The sequence below is a fragment of the Tenacibaculum discolor genome (assembly GCF_003664185.1).
Classification (GTDB): Bacteria; Bacteroidota; Bacteroidia; order Flavobacteriales; family Flavobacteriaceae; genus Polaribacter; species Polaribacter discolor.
This window is the reverse complement of sequence record NZ_RCCS01000008.1, coordinates 53,978-71,474: the sequence shown is the minus strand read 5'-3', so window position 1 is coordinate 71,474 and position 17,497 is coordinate 53,978. Positions and strand designations below refer to the sequence as shown.

Annotated in this window: 23 protein-coding genes; 20 read left to right on the top strand and 3 right to left on the bottom strand. The window is 31.7% G+C overall.

The window, feature by feature from the left end:
- Position 1: 1 nt before the first annotated feature.
- The 20 genes from C8N27_RS10865 (at position 2) to C8N27_RS10775 (ending at position 15,302) form a co-directional block, all read left to right on the top strand.
- Positions 2 to 667, top strand: a complete 666-nt coding sequence (locus C8N27_RS10865) for a response regulator transcription factor (protein WP_121147389.1) — start codon at positions 2 to 4, stop codon at positions 665 to 667.
- Positions 668 to 1,553: 886 nt separating this feature from the next.
- Positions 1,554 to 2,219, top strand: coding sequence for a hypothetical protein (locus tag C8N27_RS10860; protein WP_121147388.1), 666 nt, complete (start codon positions 1,554 to 1,556; stop codon positions 2,217 to 2,219).
- An 82-nt stretch (positions 2,220 to 2,301) separates the two neighbouring features.
- Complete coding sequence (locus C8N27_RS15935) at positions 2,302 to 2,451, top strand: hypothetical protein (RefSeq protein ID WP_099216601.1); 150 nt, start codon at positions 2,302 to 2,304, stop codon at positions 2,449 to 2,451.
- Positions 2,452 to 2,475: 24 nt separating this feature from the next.
- Positions 2,476 to 2,709, top strand: a complete 234-nt coding sequence (locus C8N27_RS10855; RefSeq protein ID WP_121147387.1) for a hypothetical protein — start codon at positions 2,476 to 2,478, stop codon at positions 2,707 to 2,709.
- Positions 2,709 to 2,990: a membrane protein insertion efficiency factor YidD gene (yidD, locus tag C8N27_RS10850; RefSeq protein ID WP_121147386.1), complete on the top strand. Its 282-nt coding sequence runs from the start codon at positions 2,709 to 2,711 to the stop codon at positions 2,988 to 2,990. The genes C8N27_RS10855 and yidD overlap by 1 nt, the downstream gene beginning before the upstream one ends.
- An 80-nt stretch (positions 2,991 to 3,070) precedes the next feature.
- Positions 3,071 to 3,628, top strand: coding sequence for an SH3 domain-containing protein (locus tag C8N27_RS10845; RefSeq protein ID WP_099216604.1), 558 nt, complete (start codon positions 3,071 to 3,073; stop codon positions 3,626 to 3,628).
- An 84-nt stretch (positions 3,629 to 3,712) separates the two neighbouring features.
- Positions 3,713 to 4,042, top strand: coding sequence for a YegP family protein (locus C8N27_RS10840; RefSeq protein WP_121147385.1), 330 nt, complete (start codon positions 3,713 to 3,715; stop codon positions 4,040 to 4,042).
- A gap of 102 nt (positions 4,043 to 4,144) precedes the next feature.
- Positions 4,145 to 4,366: a hypothetical protein gene (locus C8N27_RS10835; RefSeq protein WP_099216606.1), complete on the top strand. Its 222-nt coding sequence runs from the start codon at positions 4,145 to 4,147 to the stop codon at positions 4,364 to 4,366.
- 7 nt (positions 4,367 to 4,373) lie between these two features.
- Entirely contained in the window at positions 4,374 to 5,132 is a 759-nt protein-coding gene (locus C8N27_RS10830; protein WP_121147384.1) for an ion transporter, read from the top strand.
- Positions 5,132 to 5,380, top strand: coding sequence for a DUF4236 domain-containing protein (locus C8N27_RS10825; protein ID WP_121147383.1), 249 nt, complete (start codon positions 5,132 to 5,134; stop codon positions 5,378 to 5,380). Before C8N27_RS10830 ends, C8N27_RS10825 begins: the two co-directional genes overlap by 1 nt.
- A gap of 27 nt (positions 5,381 to 5,407) precedes the next feature.
- On the top strand, positions 5,408 to 5,776 hold the full coding sequence (locus C8N27_RS10820) for a DUF6804 family protein (protein WP_121147382.1): 369 nt from the start codon (positions 5,408 to 5,410) through the stop codon (positions 5,774 to 5,776).
- Positions 5,777 to 5,780: 4 nt separating this feature from the next.
- Positions 5,781 to 6,176, top strand: a complete 396-nt coding sequence (locus C8N27_RS10815; protein ID WP_121147571.1) for a hypothetical protein — start codon at positions 5,781 to 5,783, stop codon at positions 6,174 to 6,176.
- 26 nt (positions 6,177 to 6,202) lie between these two features.
- Positions 6,203 to 7,465 carry an ABC transporter permease gene (locus tag C8N27_RS10810; protein ID WP_121147381.1) on the top strand — a complete coding sequence of 421 codons (1,263 nt, stop codon included), beginning with the start codon at positions 6,203 to 6,205 and terminating at the stop codon, positions 7,463 to 7,465.
- Positions 7,466 to 7,471: 6 nt separating this feature from the next.
- Positions 7,472 to 8,386 carry a hypothetical protein gene (locus C8N27_RS10805; RefSeq protein WP_121147380.1) on the top strand — a complete coding sequence of 305 codons (915 nt, stop codon included), beginning with the start codon at positions 7,472 to 7,474 and terminating at the stop codon, positions 8,384 to 8,386.
- A gap of 3 nt (positions 8,387 to 8,389) precedes the next feature.
- On the top strand, positions 8,390 to 8,860 hold the full coding sequence (locus C8N27_RS10800) for a thermonuclease family protein (RefSeq protein ID WP_121147379.1): 471 nt from the start codon (positions 8,390 to 8,392) through the stop codon (positions 8,858 to 8,860).
- 7 nt (positions 8,861 to 8,867) lie between these two features.
- Positions 8,868 to 9,104 carry a hypothetical protein gene (locus C8N27_RS10795; protein ID WP_121147378.1) on the top strand — a complete coding sequence of 79 codons (237 nt, stop codon included), beginning with the start codon at positions 8,868 to 8,870 and terminating at the stop codon, positions 9,102 to 9,104.
- A gap of 92 nt (positions 9,105 to 9,196) precedes the next feature.
- Complete coding sequence (locus C8N27_RS10790; RefSeq protein WP_121147377.1) at positions 9,197 to 11,053, top strand: DNA topoisomerase IV subunit B; 1,857 nt, start codon at positions 9,197 to 9,199, stop codon at positions 11,051 to 11,053.
- Between the two features lie 54 nt (positions 11,054 to 11,107).
- Positions 11,108 to 11,638: a hypothetical protein gene (locus tag C8N27_RS10785; RefSeq protein WP_147431723.1), complete on the top strand. Its 531-nt coding sequence runs from the start codon at positions 11,108 to 11,110 to the stop codon at positions 11,636 to 11,638.
- Positions 11,639 to 11,721: 83 nt separating this feature from the next.
- Positions 11,722 to 14,436: a DNA gyrase/topoisomerase IV subunit A gene (locus tag C8N27_RS10780; RefSeq protein ID WP_121147375.1), complete on the top strand. Its 2,715-nt coding sequence runs from the start codon at positions 11,722 to 11,724 to the stop codon at positions 14,434 to 14,436.
- On the top strand, positions 14,436 to 15,302 hold the full coding sequence (locus tag C8N27_RS10775) for a mechanosensitive ion channel family protein (RefSeq protein ID WP_099216616.1): 867 nt from the start codon (positions 14,436 to 14,438) through the stop codon (positions 15,300 to 15,302). The genes C8N27_RS10780 and C8N27_RS10775 overlap by 1 nt, the downstream gene beginning before the upstream one ends.
- 15 nt (positions 15,303 to 15,317) lie before the next feature.
- On the opposite strand, the gene C8N27_RS10770 is transcribed toward C8N27_RS10775, so the two are convergent.
- The 3 genes from C8N27_RS10770 to C8N27_RS10760 form a co-directional block, all read right to left on the bottom strand.
- Positions 15,318 to 16,280: a hypothetical protein gene (locus C8N27_RS10770; RefSeq protein WP_121147374.1), complete on the bottom strand. Its 963-nt coding sequence runs from the start codon at positions 16,278 to 16,280 to the stop codon at positions 15,318 to 15,320.
- Between the two features lie 148 nt (positions 16,281 to 16,428).
- Positions 16,429 to 16,740: a DUF6787 family protein gene (locus C8N27_RS10765; protein WP_121147373.1), complete on the bottom strand. Its 312-nt coding sequence runs from the start codon at positions 16,738 to 16,740 to the stop codon at positions 16,429 to 16,431.
- A gap of 82 nt (positions 16,741 to 16,822) precedes the next feature.
- Positions 16,823 to 17,473, bottom strand: a complete 651-nt coding sequence (locus C8N27_RS10760) for a DUF937 domain-containing protein (protein WP_099216619.1) — start codon at positions 17,471 to 17,473, stop codon at positions 16,823 to 16,825.
- Positions 17,474 to 17,497: the final 24 nt, after the last annotated feature.

The following is a 17,497-nucleotide window of genomic DNA, read 5'->3' as shown; positions in this document are numbered from 1 at the left end:
TATGTTCAAAAAAGTATTGATAGCAGAAGATGCTGATTTTATGTCAAGCGGAATAAAAGTAGCCTTAGAAAACATGCAAATTCCTAATGTTGAATATGCACAATATTGCGATGAGGCTTTTTTAAAACTAAAAAAAGCATGGTTAGAGAAAGAACCATTTGATTTATTAGTAAGCGATTTATCATTTAAAGATAACATACATGAGCAACGATTAGAATCAGGTGAAGCACTTATAGCCGAGGCAAAAAAACTACAGCCAACTTTAAAAACAGTCGTATTTTCTGTAGAAGACAAACCATACAGAATTCAGCAACTATGTAATGAGTTAGAGGTAAATGCGTATGTATGGAAATCTAACCACGGACAAAGAGAGCTAAAAAAAGCAGTACAAAGTGTGTTTAACGGTGAGTTTTTTATCACACCACAATTAGTACATGCCTTACGAGATAAAGAAGCTTTTGAAGTTACAGACTACGACGTGTTTTTATTAAAACATTTAGCAGAGGGCTTAGATCAAAAAGAAATTAGCGAAGCATTAAAAAACAAAGACATAAAGCCCAGCAGTGTTAGCTCTGTAGAAAAACGCTTAAAGCTATTAAAAGAAAACTTTAACGCCAATAACCCTACACAACTGATTGCCATCACCAAAGATTTCGGACTCATCTAAAATAAATGTCATTCCGAGCGATAGAGAGGAATCTCAATATAAAGAGTAACAAATATTCTTAAGATTTAGCTACGCTGAACCTTAGGGTTTCTTCCTCTGGTCGAAATGACGTTAACAAACAGTAAACCGTCATTCCGAACGAGGTACGAGGAGGAATCTCAAAGGAGTTACTCTAATTCTTTTATTGTAATCACTGTCAGTTCGAGTGATTTTTATTGAGTGATAACGAAGTAAAAATTGTATCGAGAACTATTCGAACAGCTCTAAGTACAATATATAACTCCAAACATAAAGATTGCTTCGCTTTAGCCTGTCTTGAGCGACAGTCGAAAGGCTCGCAATGATGTCATAACGAAGAACGATAAAGCACCCTATAAAACATTGAGAATTTTGTTAGTTATAGTAGTGAACACCTAATACCCATTAAAAAACATATCAAAAAGAGTATATAATATAAGAAAGTACGAGCTATATGCTCGTACTTTTTACGTTATTAAATTTTGTATTAACCTTCATACACTACTGTATGAAGTCACCCGACACTACTGTATGGTATTACTCGACACTACTGTATAGTGTTACGATACAGTAAGAGTATATGTAGACTCAGCTATCATAATATCCTTTAAAAATTGATGAGTACTAGAAGTAGCTTGCGTTTTAATTCTAACACGATAGTTACCAGCAGTAAGGGCAGGAGCTTGACCAATAATCTTCTTATTACTCTTTTAAAAAGTTAAGAAAACCAATATAACCTCTAACAAAGCTTTAATTATAGAAGCCATTTTGTATAGCCCCTAACATAATAGCAAAGCCTACGGAAACCCTCAAAGTTTTGTGCTTTAAGGAGGATAAGTTTGCAGTAATATTAATAAAAAAATAAAAAATGAGAAAAGTGTTTATTGTATCGGTAATACTATTAGCTATTGTTTCGTGTTCTTCCCCTCTTGATAAAAAGTTTAATGAAGAAAGAGCAGCAGAAGACATCAAGGCGGTTCAATCAGAAATTGATTCAACTGAATTTGGAATGTTGGTAGGATCAATGTTAAGATTAAAACTAGAAGGAGAAAGAGTAGAAGGCTTAACCTACAGGGAAATTTTAGAAAAAGGGAAAAGGTGGAAAGAAAAAGAAGAAGAACTAGAGAAAGAGCAGAAACTCTTAGCAGAGAAAGCAAAAAAAGAAGAGTTAGAAAGGATTAATAGAATATCAGAAAGTGTAGTGATTTCTTGTTTTGAAAAGGGATTTTATAAGTACAAATATGAAGATTATATTACGTATAAGTTTGTAATTCAAAATAAATCGAGCAAAAATATAAGAGCAGTAAAGGGGAGTCTTATTTTTTCAAATTTATTTGATGAAGAAATAAAAACGATAAACTTGGTTTATGATAAAGTGCTTACAGCAGATACTACCGTTAATTATGAAGCACAAACAGATTACAACCAGTTTAGTGATAGTGATAAAGCTCTTAAAAACAAAGAGCTAAAGGACATGAAAGTAAAGTGGAAACCTGAGAAAATAATTTTTGAAGACGGAACAACTTTAGAGTAAATCATTAACCCTACGGATTCCCGTAGGGTTTTGTGTTTTTATAAAGGTAGGTTTGTAATGATATTAACAAAAAAATATAGATATGGCTGTAAAACACACACCAACAAATGAGGTTCATAAAGGAAGTAAGGGAGGAACGACAGGATGCGGTTTTGATACAACAGAGCACCCAGAACATTGGGTAAGTACTAGTGATAAAATTACTTGTGATAAAAATGGTTGTAAAAACTAAGAATCAAATTTTAAACAGAGAGTTATGGAATATAAAGTAATACCCTTTACACCGTCTATTGATAGAAATAAAGGAAACTCAGCAAAAGTAGCACAACAATTAGAAGCTATTATTAGTAATTACAACGATCAAGGTTGGCGATATGTTCGACTTGAGAGTGTGGAAACTTATTTCTTTCCTGATTCAGGATGCTTTGGTTTTGGTGTTAGACCAGGATATACAGCATACAGGAAAATGATTGTTTTTAGTAAAGAATAATGAAACATTTGTTACTTCTTTTTATAAAGGCATATTGGAAGTTTAAACCAAAGGATAAGCCAGCACGCTGTATATTTAGAAAATCCTGTTCACATTATGTATATGAAGAAACAAAAAGAAAAGGACTGTTAGCAGGAGTAAAAGCATTAAGATATCGATTTAACAATTGTACTTATGGTTATGAACTGTATTTAAACCCGATTAGTGAGAAAAAACAGATGTTGCTAAAGAATGGAGAAGTACTAGAAGAAGAGGAAATAGCAAAACGACTATTATATTAATTAAACCCTACGGATTTCCGTAGGGTTTTCTGTTTTATAGAAATTAGATTTGATATAATAAACTTAATCCCTTCAATATTATGAATCAGAAATATGAAAAAGTATTACTAATTACATCATTATTAATAGTAATAGTTGCTACGGTAGTTGTAACGAAGAAAAACAATTCTAAAGAAAATTTATATAACAAAGCTTTAGTAGGCTGTTATGTTTCACCTGAAGCTAGGTGTACAGGTTCTGTTAACTGTAGAGCATGTAAAAACTGTAAGTATTGTAAATATTGTAACAGTGGAGGCTCTTGTGGTGTTTGCGGAAAGAGAAGTAGCACAAAAAGTTATACCAACTCTTATAAAAGCTACTCAAAGAAGCCACAAACCAAACAAACTATTTTTGACGGACGTAAAACCAATAGTACATTGTTAAAAGAAGAACCATATTATTTAAAAACATTATTGGTAAACAAAAACCTTTTAAATTTAAGAAGTGGCCCTAGTACTTCTTATTATGTAATTCAACAATTAGACTTTGGAGAAAAACTAACCATATTAGCCACTCAAGCAAAATGGATTAAAGTAAAAGTACAAAGAACAAAAGTGATAGGGTTTGTTCATGTTAGTGGTGTTCTTTTGGTGGAATAAAAGAAAGCTTATATGTGGGTTTCCGTAGAGTTTTCTGTATTAGAGAGTATAGTTTTGATGTAATACTAATTAAAAATATACAAAATGGGAAACCCAAAATTTGAAATCAAAAAGAGAACGGATAATGAATTCATGTTTAACCTGAAAGCAGGAAATGGAGAAGTAATTTTAACCAGTGAAGGCTACGCTAGTAAACAAGGATGTAAAAAAGGAATAAGTTCTGTAAAAACGAATGCACCTGATGACGATAATTATAAAAGAAAAGTAGCTTCAAATGGGCAATATTACTTTACACTAAAGGCGCAAAATGGAGAAGTTATAGGTAAAAGTGAAATGTACACGACCACTTCAGCAAGAGATAAAGGAATTGAATCAGTTAAAAAAAATGCACCAATAGCCTCTGTAGAAGAGTAATTATAAACAAAACAAAAAAGAGTATTTAGAAGCCTTACGGAAATCCGTAAGGTTTTGTTTTTGAGTAGGTTTAGCTTTGGGGTATAACCAAACTAAAACATAATGATAAAAAGATTACAAATTGTAGGTCTCTTTTTTATTTCAGTATTATTAACAGAATGTTCTACTGATACGGATGGAATAGAAGAGCAAGAAACAAAAACAGAATGGAAGTGTGGGGTTCATAATGGAAAGCAATTATGGACAGGACCCAAAGGAGGATGCTATTATAAGAATAGCAATGGAAATAAAACATATGTAGACAGATCAGAATGTAATTGTTAAATGAGCTATGAGTACGAGAGCATTAAAAGTATTCAATTACAACCTGTTTTTATCAAGGTTTATTTATGGTTTAATCATTGTAAATATAATCTGTTTAGTACTAGAGTCTTTTAAAACTTTAAGAGTTAACTATACACAGTTCTTTCAGTTTATAGAAGGATTCTCTATTCTGGTTTTTTCAATAGAATTTATAACAAGAATTGTAATTGCAGAAAAGCAAAATAATAAAGGGTGGAGTTCTTACGTGTTTTCTGGTTACGGAATTTTAGACTTACTGTCAATATTACCTTTTTACTTACCACTAATTTTTCCGTTTGATTTACGAGTATTAAGAGTATTAAGGCTGTTAAGGTTAGTACGAATATTTAAACTAGGGAGGTATTCAAAATCCTTTAAAACGATTAATTTAATACTAAAAGAAACCAAGCCAGAACTCTTAATAACAGCCTTTATAGCATTGATATTAGTAATGCTCTCATCTACCTTAATTTTTTATGCAGAAAACGAAGCACAACCCGATAAGTTTTCAAGTATTATAGAAGCCTTTTGGTGGTCGTTAGGAACGCTTACCACTGTAGGAGTAGCAGATATGTACCCCGTAACTCCCTTAGGAAAATTCTTTAGCGCTTTAATAGGAGTTATAGGAATTGGCTTTGTGGCATTGCCTACAGGAATTATAAGTTCAGCTTTAATAGATAAAGTAAAAGAAGAAAAGAGTAACTGTAGTAACTGCCCTAATTGTGGGGTAAGAATAGATAAGAACTAATGGGATTTCAATTTTACAGACGAATAAAACTAGGAAAAGGTTTTGGACTGAATATTAGTAAATCGGGCATTTCTCCAAGCTTACGAACTAAAATAGGAGCAGTAAGTTCCAAAGGGTACTCTATAAGAACTGGTGTAAAAGGGTTGCAGTATAGAAAAAGACACTCTAAAAAAGAAGGAATAGGCTGCCTAGGAATTGTCTTTGCTATAATTAGTGTTTTTGTAGCACTGTTAATAAAAAGAAAGTAAATGTACTCGTAGTTAAACTTTAATCAAATGAAAGTAGGAATACAAAAAACAGTAAATATTATTTGTGCCATAGCATTGTTTTTAGCAGTAACAGCACTACCAATTGAATATTACAATGTTTTAAGAATAGTAGTTTTTGCAGGGTGCTTATTGATAGTTTTTAATCAGAAAATAAAGAAGTATTGGAGGTTATTATTTATATCAATAGCATTATTATTTAACCCCATATTTCCCATCTATTTATATGTAAAATCATATTGGGTTCTTTTAGATGTTCTCTGTGGAATCTTATTTCTACTGCTCGTATTTTATGGGTATAGCTCAAGCATAAAAAAACAACGAACAATAAAAAAACAAGTGTCTAAAAATAAAGACATGTATAATGTTAAATATTAAAAAAATGAATGAAATAACTACCGAACTTAAAAGTCACTTTTTAAGACTATATGAAATGGCTTTTGCTGACAATGATTTTGATGTGTTAGAAACACAAATGCTATACAAATTTGCAGAAGAGAGAAATATATCTAAACAAGAGTTAGATAATATTTTACTAACAAGCCAACAAGAAAGCTTAGTACCTGAAAGTTTAGAGCTTAAAGTTGAATACTTATATGATTTAGCAGTAATGATTTGGGCAGATGGAAAAGTAACAGAAGATGAAATGATAACTCTAAAAAAGTATTGTTTAAAGTTCGGGTTTTTGGAAGAGAACCTAGAAGAATTGACCAGTTTTTTGATAGAGAATGCAAAAAAACATACTCCTAAAACAACATTGTTAAAACAACTAACCTAATCAACTAACCTAATCAACTAACAAATATGGAAGCCTTAAAAAAAATATTTACTACAAGGGAGAAAGACCCAGTAGAAGAAGTAGTAGTAAAGGAAGAAAAAAAAGATGTCAAACTAACTTTTTTCGAAAGTGGTTATGGATCATCAAAGCAAGCTTCAGGAAATCATAAAGTCTTTAGAGCTTGTTTAAACGATGTTTATATGGACTATAAAAGAAAATGTGCAGAAGATGAAGAGCTACAAAAAAAACTAAAACAACCACATATTCAAGAGAAAGGAAGAGAAGGCATAGAACTTAAAAAAAGACAAACAGCCAAAGCAATCTTAGAAGAAAGTATAAAAACTGATGAAGAAAAGATTGAAGAGTGCGAACATCAAATAGTTGAAGTTAGAGAGAATCCAGAGAAGTATGTAGAAGAAGTAGATAAAAAACCAAAAGCACAATTTTATCTAGGTCTAATAGTACTCATTCCAATTACGTTCTATTTGTTGGTTTTTTACATATCAGCTTCTTTTTCAGCTTTTTTTAAAGACTTTGAAAATAGCGAGTTATCAGCAGCAATTTTTGATGGAAAATCATTTTCTAAAGCTTTAGAGCATGGAGTGTTAGAGGCGGTTTTTATAGCTACCATACCATTCGCTTTTATGGGTTTAGGGTATTTAATACATATGTTTCAAAAACATAAAAATTGGTTGTCATATGTAAAAATAGGAGCATTATTTATTATCACTTTTATATTCGATGCCATACTAGCGTATCAGATAGAAATGAAGATTTATGATTATAATAAAACACCAGATTCACCAGAGTTCGATTTGTCAATAGCCTTTAGTAAAGTGGAGTTTTGGGGAATCATCTTTGCAGGCTTTGTCGTATATATAATTTGGGGACTGGTGTTTGATTTTATTATGAAGGAATATGAGAACATTGATAAAATAAAAGCCTTTATAAGAAGTAAAAGAGAAACCATTGTAAACCTACAAAAATCAATAGCTGAAGCCATAGAAAAATTAAATGGTGTAAAAGAAGAAATCTCAGGAATAGAAGCAAGAATAGCTAATTTACAAAGAACAATTGATGGCTTTGTGTTTCCTAACAAGCGTTACTTAACCTACCATGCAGAATATGTAAAAGGATGGTATTTAGCTATAACAGACAATTTTTTAGATTTAAAAAGAAGAGATGAATTGCTTTCTAAATGTGATGAGGTAGAAAAAGAACATCTGACAAAATATGATTTAACAGATGAAAACACGGAAGGAATAATTTATAAATCTCAACTAAAATAACGAAAAATGAAAACATATAAACTTATAATAGTAACTCTAGTCATTATACTTGCCTACTCTTGTTCAAATAAAAAAGAGAAAGATCCAATAGCAGAAGTATCAAAAGAAGTAAGAAGTACAAGTAAAATAAAGAGTAAAGAAAATTTAAATATTAGTATAGTATTAGACTTGTCAGATAGAATAAACCCCAAAAAATATCCAGAGCCTTCAATGGAGTTTTATCAAAGAGATTTAGGTTACATCGAATCCGTTGCGAAGACTTTTGAAAATCATATTAGAGGGAAGAGAACAAATAAAATTAATGACAAAATTCAATTGTTTGTAGAGCCGGCACCTTCAGATAGCGAGTTAAATCAGAAAATAGCAACACTCAAAACACAGTTTGATAAAACCAATGCAACCAAAGACGAAATTCTAAAAACCTCAAAGAAGTATACAGAAATATGTAATAATATTTATGAAACCGCAATTACAGATGACAGTTATGTTGGATCAGATATAAGAGGTTTTTTTAAAAATAAACTACAAGATTATTGTGTGGAAGAAGGATATAAGAATGTGGTAGTAGTTTTAACAGATGGTTATGTGTACCATAAAGACAATCTTACAAAAGAACAAAACAGAACATCTTATTTAGTTCCAAAAACAATAAGAAATTTTAAGCTAAACAAAGGTAATTGGAAAGAGAAGTTTCAATCAAAAGATTATGGTTTTTTGCCTTTACATAAAAATTTAGAAAATGTAGAAGTATTAGTTTTGGGAGTAAATCCGAATAAAAAGAACCCCTATGAAGAAGATGTAATAAAAGAATATTGGAAAAAATGGTTAACTGAAATGAATGTTAAGAAATTTCAAATAAAAAGAGCCGATTTACCAATTCATATAAATGATGTTATCAACGATTTTATCCTTACTAACTAAACTATGTACCTAAAAACAATACTATTATTTTTATTAATAACTGTAACAGGGGTAAAAGTACCGAAAGAATTTAGTGCGAGAGTAATTGGGGTAGTAGACGGAGATACTGTAAAAGTGTTATATCAAAACAAACCAATACACATAAGGTTAGAACATATTGATTGTCCAGAAAAAGGACAAGCTTATAGCACCAGAGCAAAACAATTTGTATCCAACAAAATATTTGGAAAAACAGTTAAAGTAGTCAACAAGGGGAAGTGGCATTGGAACCGTTTAATTGCTGAAATATATTTTGATAACCATCAAAATATCAACAAAAACTTAGTGAAAAAAGGATTGGCAATGCACTTTAAAAAATATTCAAAAAGTAAAGAATATGCCCTGTTAGAAAGGAAAGCAAAACAACTTAAAATAGGTATGTGGTCATTACCTAATGTAACCACACCCTGGCAATATAGAAAACAACCAAACTAAATAACAAATGAAAAAAGTCATAATAATGCTACTATCAGTAGGTGTGTTAGTGGCATTTCAAAAAGTAGAAGACAAAAAAGTGTATATCTGTAGTAGTGTAGCAAGCACAAAATATCACTTCAAAAAAAACTGTAGAGGATTATCGCAATGCAAAGCAACAATAAAGGAAAGTACAGAGAAAAAAGTGAGGAGATATGGGAGATTGCTCTGTAAATGGGAGAAGAAAGCATTAAAAAAGAAATAAAACGAACTCTGTTGATAACTATATTAACAGAGTTTTTTATTTTTTCTGGCGAAGTACTATTTTAGCACAGACTTCAATTCACACGATTTTTTATGACGCAAGAAACACAATATACCGAAGACAATATACGCTCGCTCGATTGGAAAGAACATATCCGTATGCGACCTGGGATGTATATTGGTAAACTTGGAGATGGATCATCACCAGACGACGGAATTTACATTTTGGTTAAAGAGGTTTTAGATAACTCTATTGACGAATTTGTCATGGGAGGAGGTAAGACCATAGAAGTTTCTGTACAAGGGAATAAAGTAATTGTGCGAGATTACGGACGTGGTATTCCTTTAGGAAAAGTAGTGGACGTAGTTTCTAAGATGAACACAGGAGGAAAGTATGACTCCAAAGCCTTTAAAAAATCAGTTGGTTTAAACGGAGTTGGTACCAAAGCAGTAAATGCTTTGTCAACCTATTTTAGGGTAGAATCTAACCGTGATGGTAAATCTGCTTCTGCCGAATTTGAAAAAGGGAATTTAACCAATCAAGAAATACTAGATGAAACATCACGTCGTAGAGGTACTAAAGTAACCTTTATAGCAGATGAGACCATCTTTAAAAATTACAAGTACCGTCCTGAATACATTTCTAAACTATTAAAAAACTATGTATACCTTAATCCAGGGTTAACCATCGTTTTTAACGGAGAAAAATTTTATTCAGAAAACGGATTAAAAGACTTATTGGAAGATAACAACAACAAAGAAGACATGTTGTATCCAATAATTCATTTACGAGGAGATGATATTGAAGTAGCAATTACACACAGTAGAACACAGTATTCAGAAGAATACCATTCATTTGTAAACGGACAAAACACTACACAAGGAGGAACGCACTTAAATGCCTTTAGAGAAGCAGTAGTAAAAACAGTTAGAGAGTTTTTCGGAAAGAATTTTGATGCTTCCGATGTACGTAAGTCAATTATCGCTGCTATTTCTATCAAGGTAATGGAACCCGTTTTTGAAAGTCAAACAAAAACAAAATTAGGTTCTACAGAAATGGGAGGAGACCTGCCAACCGTTCGAACCTACATCAACGACTTTGTAAAAACACAGTTAGATAATTACTTACATAAAAACACTGAAGTAGCCGATAAACTTCAAAAGAAGATATTACAGGCAGAAAAAGAGCGTAAAGAATTATCAGGAATACGAAAGTTAGCTCGCGAACGCGCAAAAAAAGCAAGTTTACACAACAAAAAACTACGCGATTGTCGTATACATTTTGGAGACACTAAAAAAGATGGATATTTAGACACTACGTTGTTTATTACGGAGGGAGATTCGGCAAGTGGATCCATAACAAAATCACGTAATGTAAACACACAAGCAGTATTCAGTTTAAAAGGAAAGCCACTAAACTCGTATGGGTTGTCTAAAAAGATAGTGTACGAGAATGAGGAATTTAACCTATTACAAGCAGCCTTAAACATTGAAGACGGACTGGAAGACTTACGTTATAACAATATCGTAATTGCTACCGATGCCGATGTAGATGGTATGCATATTCGCTTATTATTAATAACCTTTTTCTTACAATTCTTCCCAGAAGTAATCAAAGAAGGACACCTGTATATTTTAGAAACTCCGTTATTTAGAGTACGAAATAAAAAAGAAACCATTTATTGTTATTCAGAAGAAGAAAAGCAAGCTGCGATAAACAAACTAAGAGGAAAGCCAGAAATTACTCGATTTAAGGGGTTAGGGGAGATTTCTCCTAACGAATTTGTCCATTTTATAGGAGATGATATTCGTTTAGACCCAGTAATGTTAGACAAAGAAATGTCGATAGAACAAATGTTAGAATTCTATATGGGTAAAAATACTCCAGACAGACAAAAGTTTATCATTAACAATTTAAAGGTTGAGTTAGATATTGTAGAAGAAGTTTAATATGAAAGAATCTTGTTTAAAGATAGATGACAGAATAGATACAAAGTATAATTAATGAAGATTATTAAACTATCCTCCAAAGATATAACTCATTTGAAAAAACAGATAAAAAATGATTATATGTTGTTGTTTTTTATGATGGTTATATTAATACTTTTTTGGTACTTATTTAATGATAATGGAATTTTTGGAAAGTTAATTATAGTATTTGGAGGAATAGGTATCCTTGGGATATTTTTAAATAGGTTGGCAATCTATCAAGATTTAATAGAGAAAAAAAAATATTCTGGAGAATTTAAGGTAATAGAAAAAATTGAAAGAGTAAGAGGCGGAGGGCATGATACTGATTCTGGTTATATAAGCAGTGTTGAAGATATTATATACTTAATTAAATTCAATGATTGGCGGATAGGAGATATAAGGTTTGAAAAGGAATATTGGGAAAAAGTATCTGAAGGAGATTTTTTCAAAATAGAACAAGCTATAAATTCACAATATGTGTTAGAAATTAGCAGAGGTGGAGAAGATTTTAATAAAGCTGTTACATTAGATTATAATGATAGAAAGAGTAGTTTAGATAGGTAAATTACCTTTTTTAAGATATATGATTCAGGTAAAGAATAAAAATAAACTAACTCTTAAACGAATAAACGTTTAAACATTCATACATGAGTGAAGAAAATAACAATTACGAACACGACGAAGAACTAAACCAACCCCTTGAAAATACAGAAACCATAACCAAGGTTACGGGAATGTATAAAGAATGGTTTTTAGATTATGCTTCGTATGTAATTTTAGAACGTGCAGTACCATCAATGGAAGATGGGTTTAAACCCGTGCAACGTCGTATTATGCATTCAATGAAAGATTTAGATGATGGACGCTATAACAAAGTAGCAAACATTGTTGGTCACACAATGCAGTATCACCCTCATGGAGATGCTTCGATTGCCGATGCTATGGTACAAATGGGACAAAAGGAGCTGCTAATCGACATGCAAGGTAACTGGGGTAACATTTTAACAGGAGACCGTGCAGCAGCCTCTCGTTATATTGAAGCACGTTTATCAAAATTTGCGTTAGATGTTGTTTTCAATGCTAAAACTACCGAGTGGCAAGCATCGTATGATGGACGTAAAAAAGAACCTGTAAACTTACCTGTAAAATTCCCTTTACTGTTAGCACAAGGTGCAGAAGGTATTGCGGTAGGATTATCAACAAAAATATTACCACACAACTTTAACGAGTTAATAGATGCTTCTGTAAAATACTTAAAAGGAAGAAGTTTTACACTTGTACCCGATTTTTTAACAGGTGGAATAGCAGATGTTACCAACTATAATGAAGGGAAACGAGGAGGAAAAGTAAGAGTAAGAGCAAAAATATCAGCTTTAGATAAAAAAACATTAGTAATTACTGAAGTTCCTTTTGGTACAACTACATCATCGTTAATTGATAGTATTTTAAAAGCCAATGAAAAGGGGAAAATTAAGATTAAACGTATTGAAGATAACACAGCAGCCAATGTTGAAATCTTAGTGCACTTACCAGCTAATGTATCACCAGATAAAACAATTGATGCATTATATGCTTTTACCAGTTGTGAAAATTCAATTTCTCCGTTATGTTGTATCATTGAAGACAACAAGCCAGTATTTATTGGAGTAAACGAAGTGTTGAAAAAATCAACAGATTTTACGGTAGAGTTATTAAAACGTGAATTAGAAATTCAATTACATGAATTAGAAGAACAATGGCATTTTGCTTCTTTAGAACGTATTTTTATTGAAAACAGAATTTATCGTGACATTGAAGAAGTAGAAACCTGGGAAGGAGTAATTGAAGCAATTGATAAAGGACTAAAACCTCATACAAAACACCTTAAAAGAGAAGTAACCGAAGAAGATATTGTTCGTTTAACAGAAATAAGAATTAAGAAAATCTCTAAATTCGATATTGATAAAGCAAAACAATTTATTGAAGGTTTAGAGGAAAAAATAGCTGAGGTTAAAAATTATTTAGATAACCTAATTGATTTTGCAATAGACTATTTTAAAGATCTAAAAGCAAAATACGGAAAAGGAAAAGAGCGTAAAACAGAAATCCGCATTTTTGATGATATCGTTGCTACCAAAGTAGTAATGCGTAACTCAAAACTCTATGTAAATAGAGAAGAAGGGTTTATAGGAACATCTTTACGAAAAGATGAATATGTTACTGATTGTGCCGATATTGACGATGTTATAGTGTTTAGAGAAAATGGTTCAATGGTAGTAACGAAAGTAGATTCTAAAACCTTTGTAGGAAAAGGAATTATTCATGTTGCTATATTCAAGAAAAAAGATAAACGTACAGTTTATAATATGATTTATCGTGATGGAGCAAAAGGCCCTTCATACATGAAGCGTTTTAATGTAACGTCAGTAACTCGAGATAAGGAGTATAACCTAGCTAATGGAGACCCAAAATCAAAAGTATTGTATTTCACAGCCAATTCTAACGGAGAAGCTGAGGTAGTAACTATTTTACTCAGAGCTGTAGGAAGTGTTAAAAAACTAAAATGGGATATTGATTTTGCTGATTTAGCAATAAAAGGACGTAGCGTTAGAGGTAACTTAGTAACCAAGTACTCAATTAAAAAAGTAGAGTTTAAAGAAGCGGGAGTTTCAACTTTAAAACCTAGAAAAATTTGGTTTGACGATACGGTACAACGTTTAAATGTTGATGGTAGAGGAGAGCTGTTAGGAGAGTTTAAAGCAGAAGATAAAATTTTAATAGCAACCCAATCAGGAAAAATCAAAGCAGTATCGCCAGATTTAGCGATGCACTTTGAAAATGATATGATTGTGTTAGAAAAGTGGAAACCTCAAAAACCTATTTCAGCAATTTATTTTGATGGCGTAAAAGAACGTTATTTTGTAAAACGATTCTTAGTTGAAACACCAGATAAGGAAGAGCTTTTTATATCAGAAGACGAGAAATCAAAGTTAGAAATAATAGCTACTGATTATCGTCCTATGGCTGAGGTAATTTTCTCAAAAAGAAGTTTAGATAAAATTGAAGTTAATTTTGAAGATTTTATAGCAGTTAAAGGGATTAAAGCCCAAGGAAATCAATTAACAACAGACAAAATAAGAACCGTAAACTTATTAGAATCGTTACCTTATGAAGAACCAGAAGAGGAAAAAGTAGAGGATATTGAGGTAAACGATGAAGAAGAAATTAAAGAGGAAGCATTACCTTTGGAAGTAGAAGATGCTAAACCTAAAGATAAAGAGTTTGTAGAATCTAAAGAAGATAAGGCAAAAAAGGCATTAGAGAGAGCACTTCAAAAGAAGAAGAAAGATAAAGATGACGAAAGTCAAACAGCGTTATTTTAATGGATAAGCTTTTACCATACCGTTTTAATTTAGATACCTTTTTTGGTGTTTTAGGATACATTGTAGTTGTATTTTTAGTGTCTTGGATTATTTCAAGATTGGTAAGAGCTATTATTTGGCAACTGATAAAAAGTAAAAAAGAAGACCGTTTTGGAAGAACAAGTATTCAGTTTTTGCGAAACTCAGTATCGTTTGTAATAGGGCTTTTAAGTGTTGTTTATTTAATTATGACGGTGCCTGCTTTTAGAAGTAAAGCAACGTTAATTTTTTCTGGGGCTGGTATTTTAGCAGCTATTATAGGTTTTGCTGCGCAAGCAGCACTATCTAACTTAATAGCAGGAGCTTTTATTGTTATATTCCGCCCGTTTAGAGTAGGAGACTATATTAAGTTGGATGACACACGAGTGGGTATTGTTGAAGATATAACGTTGAGACATACCGTGATAAATAACTTTGAAAACAAGCGTTTAATAATACCTAACTCGGTAATAAGTACAGATTCTATTTTAAATCATACCATAGAAGACTCTCATGTATTGAGTTTTAATAACTTCAAAATAGGATTAAAAGCAGATATTGATTTAGCTAGAAGAATAATACAAGAAGAAGCTATTAAGTTACCAACTGTTATTGATTACCGTACACCAGATCAAGTGATGAGTGATATACATCAAGTAGATGTTCGTGTTATTGATGTGTACCCAGATCATATTCATATGCGAGCCTATGTATGGTTAAATGAACCATTCCAAGAGTTCAAAACCAAATGTGCTTTAAAAGAAGCAGTACATAAGCGTTTTCTTGAAGAAGGAGTGGACTTACCGATACCAATCAACATAAATGAAATAATAAAAAGAGCAAACTAGGTTTGCTCTTTTTATTTAATATACTTCAAAAGTTATAAATAAGTTTTTTTCGGAAGGATTAGGAACCTCTGAAATTAACCCATAAATACCTTTATTTACTATTGCAGTAAAATAAGCTTTATTACCAGTAGGCATATCATTAACACCACCTAAAAAAGTAACATCAGAAGGCGCAGGTTCAATTAGCCCTTTAGGATCAGCCCAATTCATCCAATTTTCTAAGTTCTTAAGATCAGTTTTACTTTGTAGTTTTACTAAGTTAATATCATGCCCAACAAAACTTTCATACGTAATTTGATCTTTAAAGTATACAGAAAAAGTGCGTTTTCCAGCAAAAACTGAATCTTTTAAAACAATACCATCAGTACTAGAGATCGTTATGTTAGCATCTGCTTTGGGCTCAGAATTTCCAGAATCTTTATCAGAGACAACAACATCTTTAACCATTCCCATAGAAGTATGAAATACTCCATTACTCATTTTTACATAGCACTCAAGCATATAATTCCCGGGGTTTAAATAAAGTGTAGTTTCTCCTGTGTTTTCTGGAGAAAGTAATCCGCTACCACCTAAAAAAACAACTTCACCAAACCATTCAGGTAAATTAACAAACTCAGCAAACCCTTCTTTAGCTTTACCTTCATTAATAAGTTTCATAGCTTCATCAAAAACGGGTGCTACATATTTTTTAGCATCCTCTGAATTTTTCCCTTCAGGATACTTATCAATTAGAAAAAAGTGTGTTTGTGGAGATTTATTGATGTAACGAAACGTATTCCAACCGGAAGTTATGGTATCAGGCATTTGAAAATCCATACTTTCTGTAATAATTTCAATTACCTTTTTCTTCTTAATAACTTCTTTTTTGGTTTCAGTAATATTATCAGTTTGTTTCTTCTCTTTTTTACAAGATTGAAAGATTAAAAACGAACAACATATAATTATGAGAGCTAGAGTCTCTTTTAGGAAAGTTTTCATATAGAAAAGAGTTTAGTTAGTAATTCTATCTTAAAACAAGGGAAGTAAAAGAGAGGAAGTATTATTATTTAGCTAATAATATTACAAAAGTAAAAAATACTTTAGAGAAAAGTATAGGTAAATAACTGATTTTTAAATAATTGAATTATTAGTTTGCTTTTTTGAATAAAAAACTTAGTCCTAATCTACTTAAGAACTTCTTTTCAAATTCCCAAAAGAACTTAAATTGACCAAAAAGCCATCCAACTAAAGGTAAAGTAGTTTGGTAAATAGGAAAAATAAGAGAAATCCTTAAAGGATAGTATAGCCAAGGGCTCATTGTTTGTGGAGATAAACCTAATAAGTTAGTAATAGGTTTAGCAACCCATGCGGCAAAAGAACCGTTTATTGCGAAAACTATAAAAATGGCTGCTAAAGCCCAATTGTTTTCTATGCCCCAACGTTGTTTTAGTTTCTCCATAAATACTAATATCGTGGCAAAAGTAGTTAAAAGAAAAAGGGCAAACAAATGTTTGCCCTTTGATTATATTATAAATGAAAAGTTATTTTTTTCCAAATACTCCGCCTAATAGCCCTCCTAAAAGTCCACCTGACTTTTGTTGACTACCACCAGCGTTTCCTAAAATCATTCCAGCTACATCATCAACAATGCTACCATCACCATCAGCATCTAATATTTGTTCTAAGAAACTTTGTTCTTTTTGAGCAGAATTACCACCAAGTAAACCTCCTAAAAGTCCACTTAAATCACTCGAATTATTTATGTTTTCTTGACGGGATTGCTTACCTAATAATCCCATTAAAATTGGAGCTGCAGTTTTTAAGATATCAGCAACAGCACCAGAATCCATTCCAGCTTTTTGTCCAATAACTTTTTCCACTCCTTGTTGTTTGTTTCCTAAAACATGACCTAAAATTTTATTACCATCTTGTAAAACATCAGAGTTAACTCCACCATTAAATAAATCTCCTAAATTATCTAAGATTCCACCATCATGCTTATTTAATGCACTTTTTAAACTTTCAGCACCTTGAGGTGTAGCAGCATTTCGTTGCATTGCTTTCATTAAAACAGGTAGTGCCATCGTTAAAACACTACTAGTTTTATTAGTATCTTGTCCTGTAGAGCCAGCAACACCAGATATTATTGCCTTTCCGGTATCACTATTTAATAAATCTAAAATTCCAGTCATCTTTTTATTTTAATATGGTTAGTA

Bases quoted from the DNA above. Each gene is read 5' to 3' on its own strand.
- C8N27_RS10865 (WP_121147389.1), top strand. From the start codon at position 2: ATGTTCAAAAAAGTATTGATAGCAGAAGATGCTGATTTTATGTCAAGC.
- C8N27_RS10860 (WP_121147388.1), top strand. From the start codon at position 1,554: ATGAGAAAAGTGTTTATTGTATCGGTAATACTATTAGCTATTGTTTCG.
- C8N27_RS15935 (WP_099216601.1), top strand. From the start codon at position 2,302: ATGGCTGTAAAACACACACCAACAAATGAGGTTCATAAAGGAAGTAAG.
- C8N27_RS10855 (WP_121147387.1), top strand. From the start codon at position 2,476: ATGGAATATAAAGTAATACCCTTTACACCGTCTATTGATAGAAATAAA.
- yidD (WP_121147386.1), top strand. From the start codon at position 2,709: ATGAAACATTTGTTACTTCTTTTTATAAAGGCATATTGGAAGTTTAAA.
- C8N27_RS10845 (WP_099216604.1), top strand. From the start codon at position 3,071: ATGAATCAGAAATATGAAAAAGTATTACTAATTACATCATTATTAATA.
- C8N27_RS10840 (WP_121147385.1), top strand. From the start codon at position 3,713: ATGGGAAACCCAAAATTTGAAATCAAAAAGAGAACGGATAATGAATTC.
- C8N27_RS10835 (WP_099216606.1), top strand. From the start codon at position 4,145: ATGATAAAAAGATTACAAATTGTAGGTCTCTTTTTTATTTCAGTATTA.
- C8N27_RS10830 (WP_121147384.1), top strand. From the start codon at position 4,374: ATGAGTACGAGAGCATTAAAAGTATTCAATTACAACCTGTTTTTATCA.
- C8N27_RS10825 (WP_121147383.1), top strand. From the start codon at position 5,132: ATGGGATTTCAATTTTACAGACGAATAAAACTAGGAAAAGGTTTTGGA.
- C8N27_RS10820 (WP_121147382.1), top strand. From the start codon at position 5,408: ATGAAAGTAGGAATACAAAAAACAGTAAATATTATTTGTGCCATAGCA.
- C8N27_RS10815 (WP_121147571.1), top strand. From the start codon at position 5,781: ATGAATGAAATAACTACCGAACTTAAAAGTCACTTTTTAAGACTATAT.
- C8N27_RS10810 (WP_121147381.1), top strand. From the start codon at position 6,203: ATGGAAGCCTTAAAAAAAATATTTACTACAAGGGAGAAAGACCCAGTA.
- C8N27_RS10805 (WP_121147380.1), top strand. From the start codon at position 7,472: ATGAAAACATATAAACTTATAATAGTAACTCTAGTCATTATACTTGCC.
- C8N27_RS10800 (WP_121147379.1), top strand. From the start codon at position 8,390: ATGTACCTAAAAACAATACTATTATTTTTATTAATAACTGTAACAGGG.
- C8N27_RS10795 (WP_121147378.1), top strand. From the start codon at position 8,868: ATGAAAAAAGTCATAATAATGCTACTATCAGTAGGTGTGTTAGTGGCA.
- C8N27_RS10790 (WP_121147377.1), top strand. From the start codon at position 9,197: ATGACGCAAGAAACACAATATACCGAAGACAATATACGCTCGCTCGAT.
- C8N27_RS10785 (WP_147431723.1), top strand. From the start codon at position 11,108: ATGAAGATTATTAAACTATCCTCCAAAGATATAACTCATTTGAAAAAA.
- C8N27_RS10780 (WP_121147375.1), top strand. From the start codon at position 11,722: ATGAGTGAAGAAAATAACAATTACGAACACGACGAAGAACTAAACCAA.
- C8N27_RS10775 (WP_099216616.1), top strand. From the start codon at position 14,436: ATGGATAAGCTTTTACCATACCGTTTTAATTTAGATACCTTTTTTGGT.
- C8N27_RS10770 (WP_121147374.1), bottom strand. From the start codon at position 16,280: ATGAAAACTTTCCTAAAAGAGACTCTAGCTCTCATAATTATATGTTGT.
- C8N27_RS10765 (WP_121147373.1), bottom strand. From the start codon at position 16,740: ATGGAGAAACTAAAACAACGTTGGGGCATAGAAAACAATTGGGCTTTA.
- C8N27_RS10760 (WP_099216619.1), bottom strand. From the start codon at position 17,473: ATGACTGGAATTTTAGATTTATTAAATAGTGATACCGGAAAGGCAATA.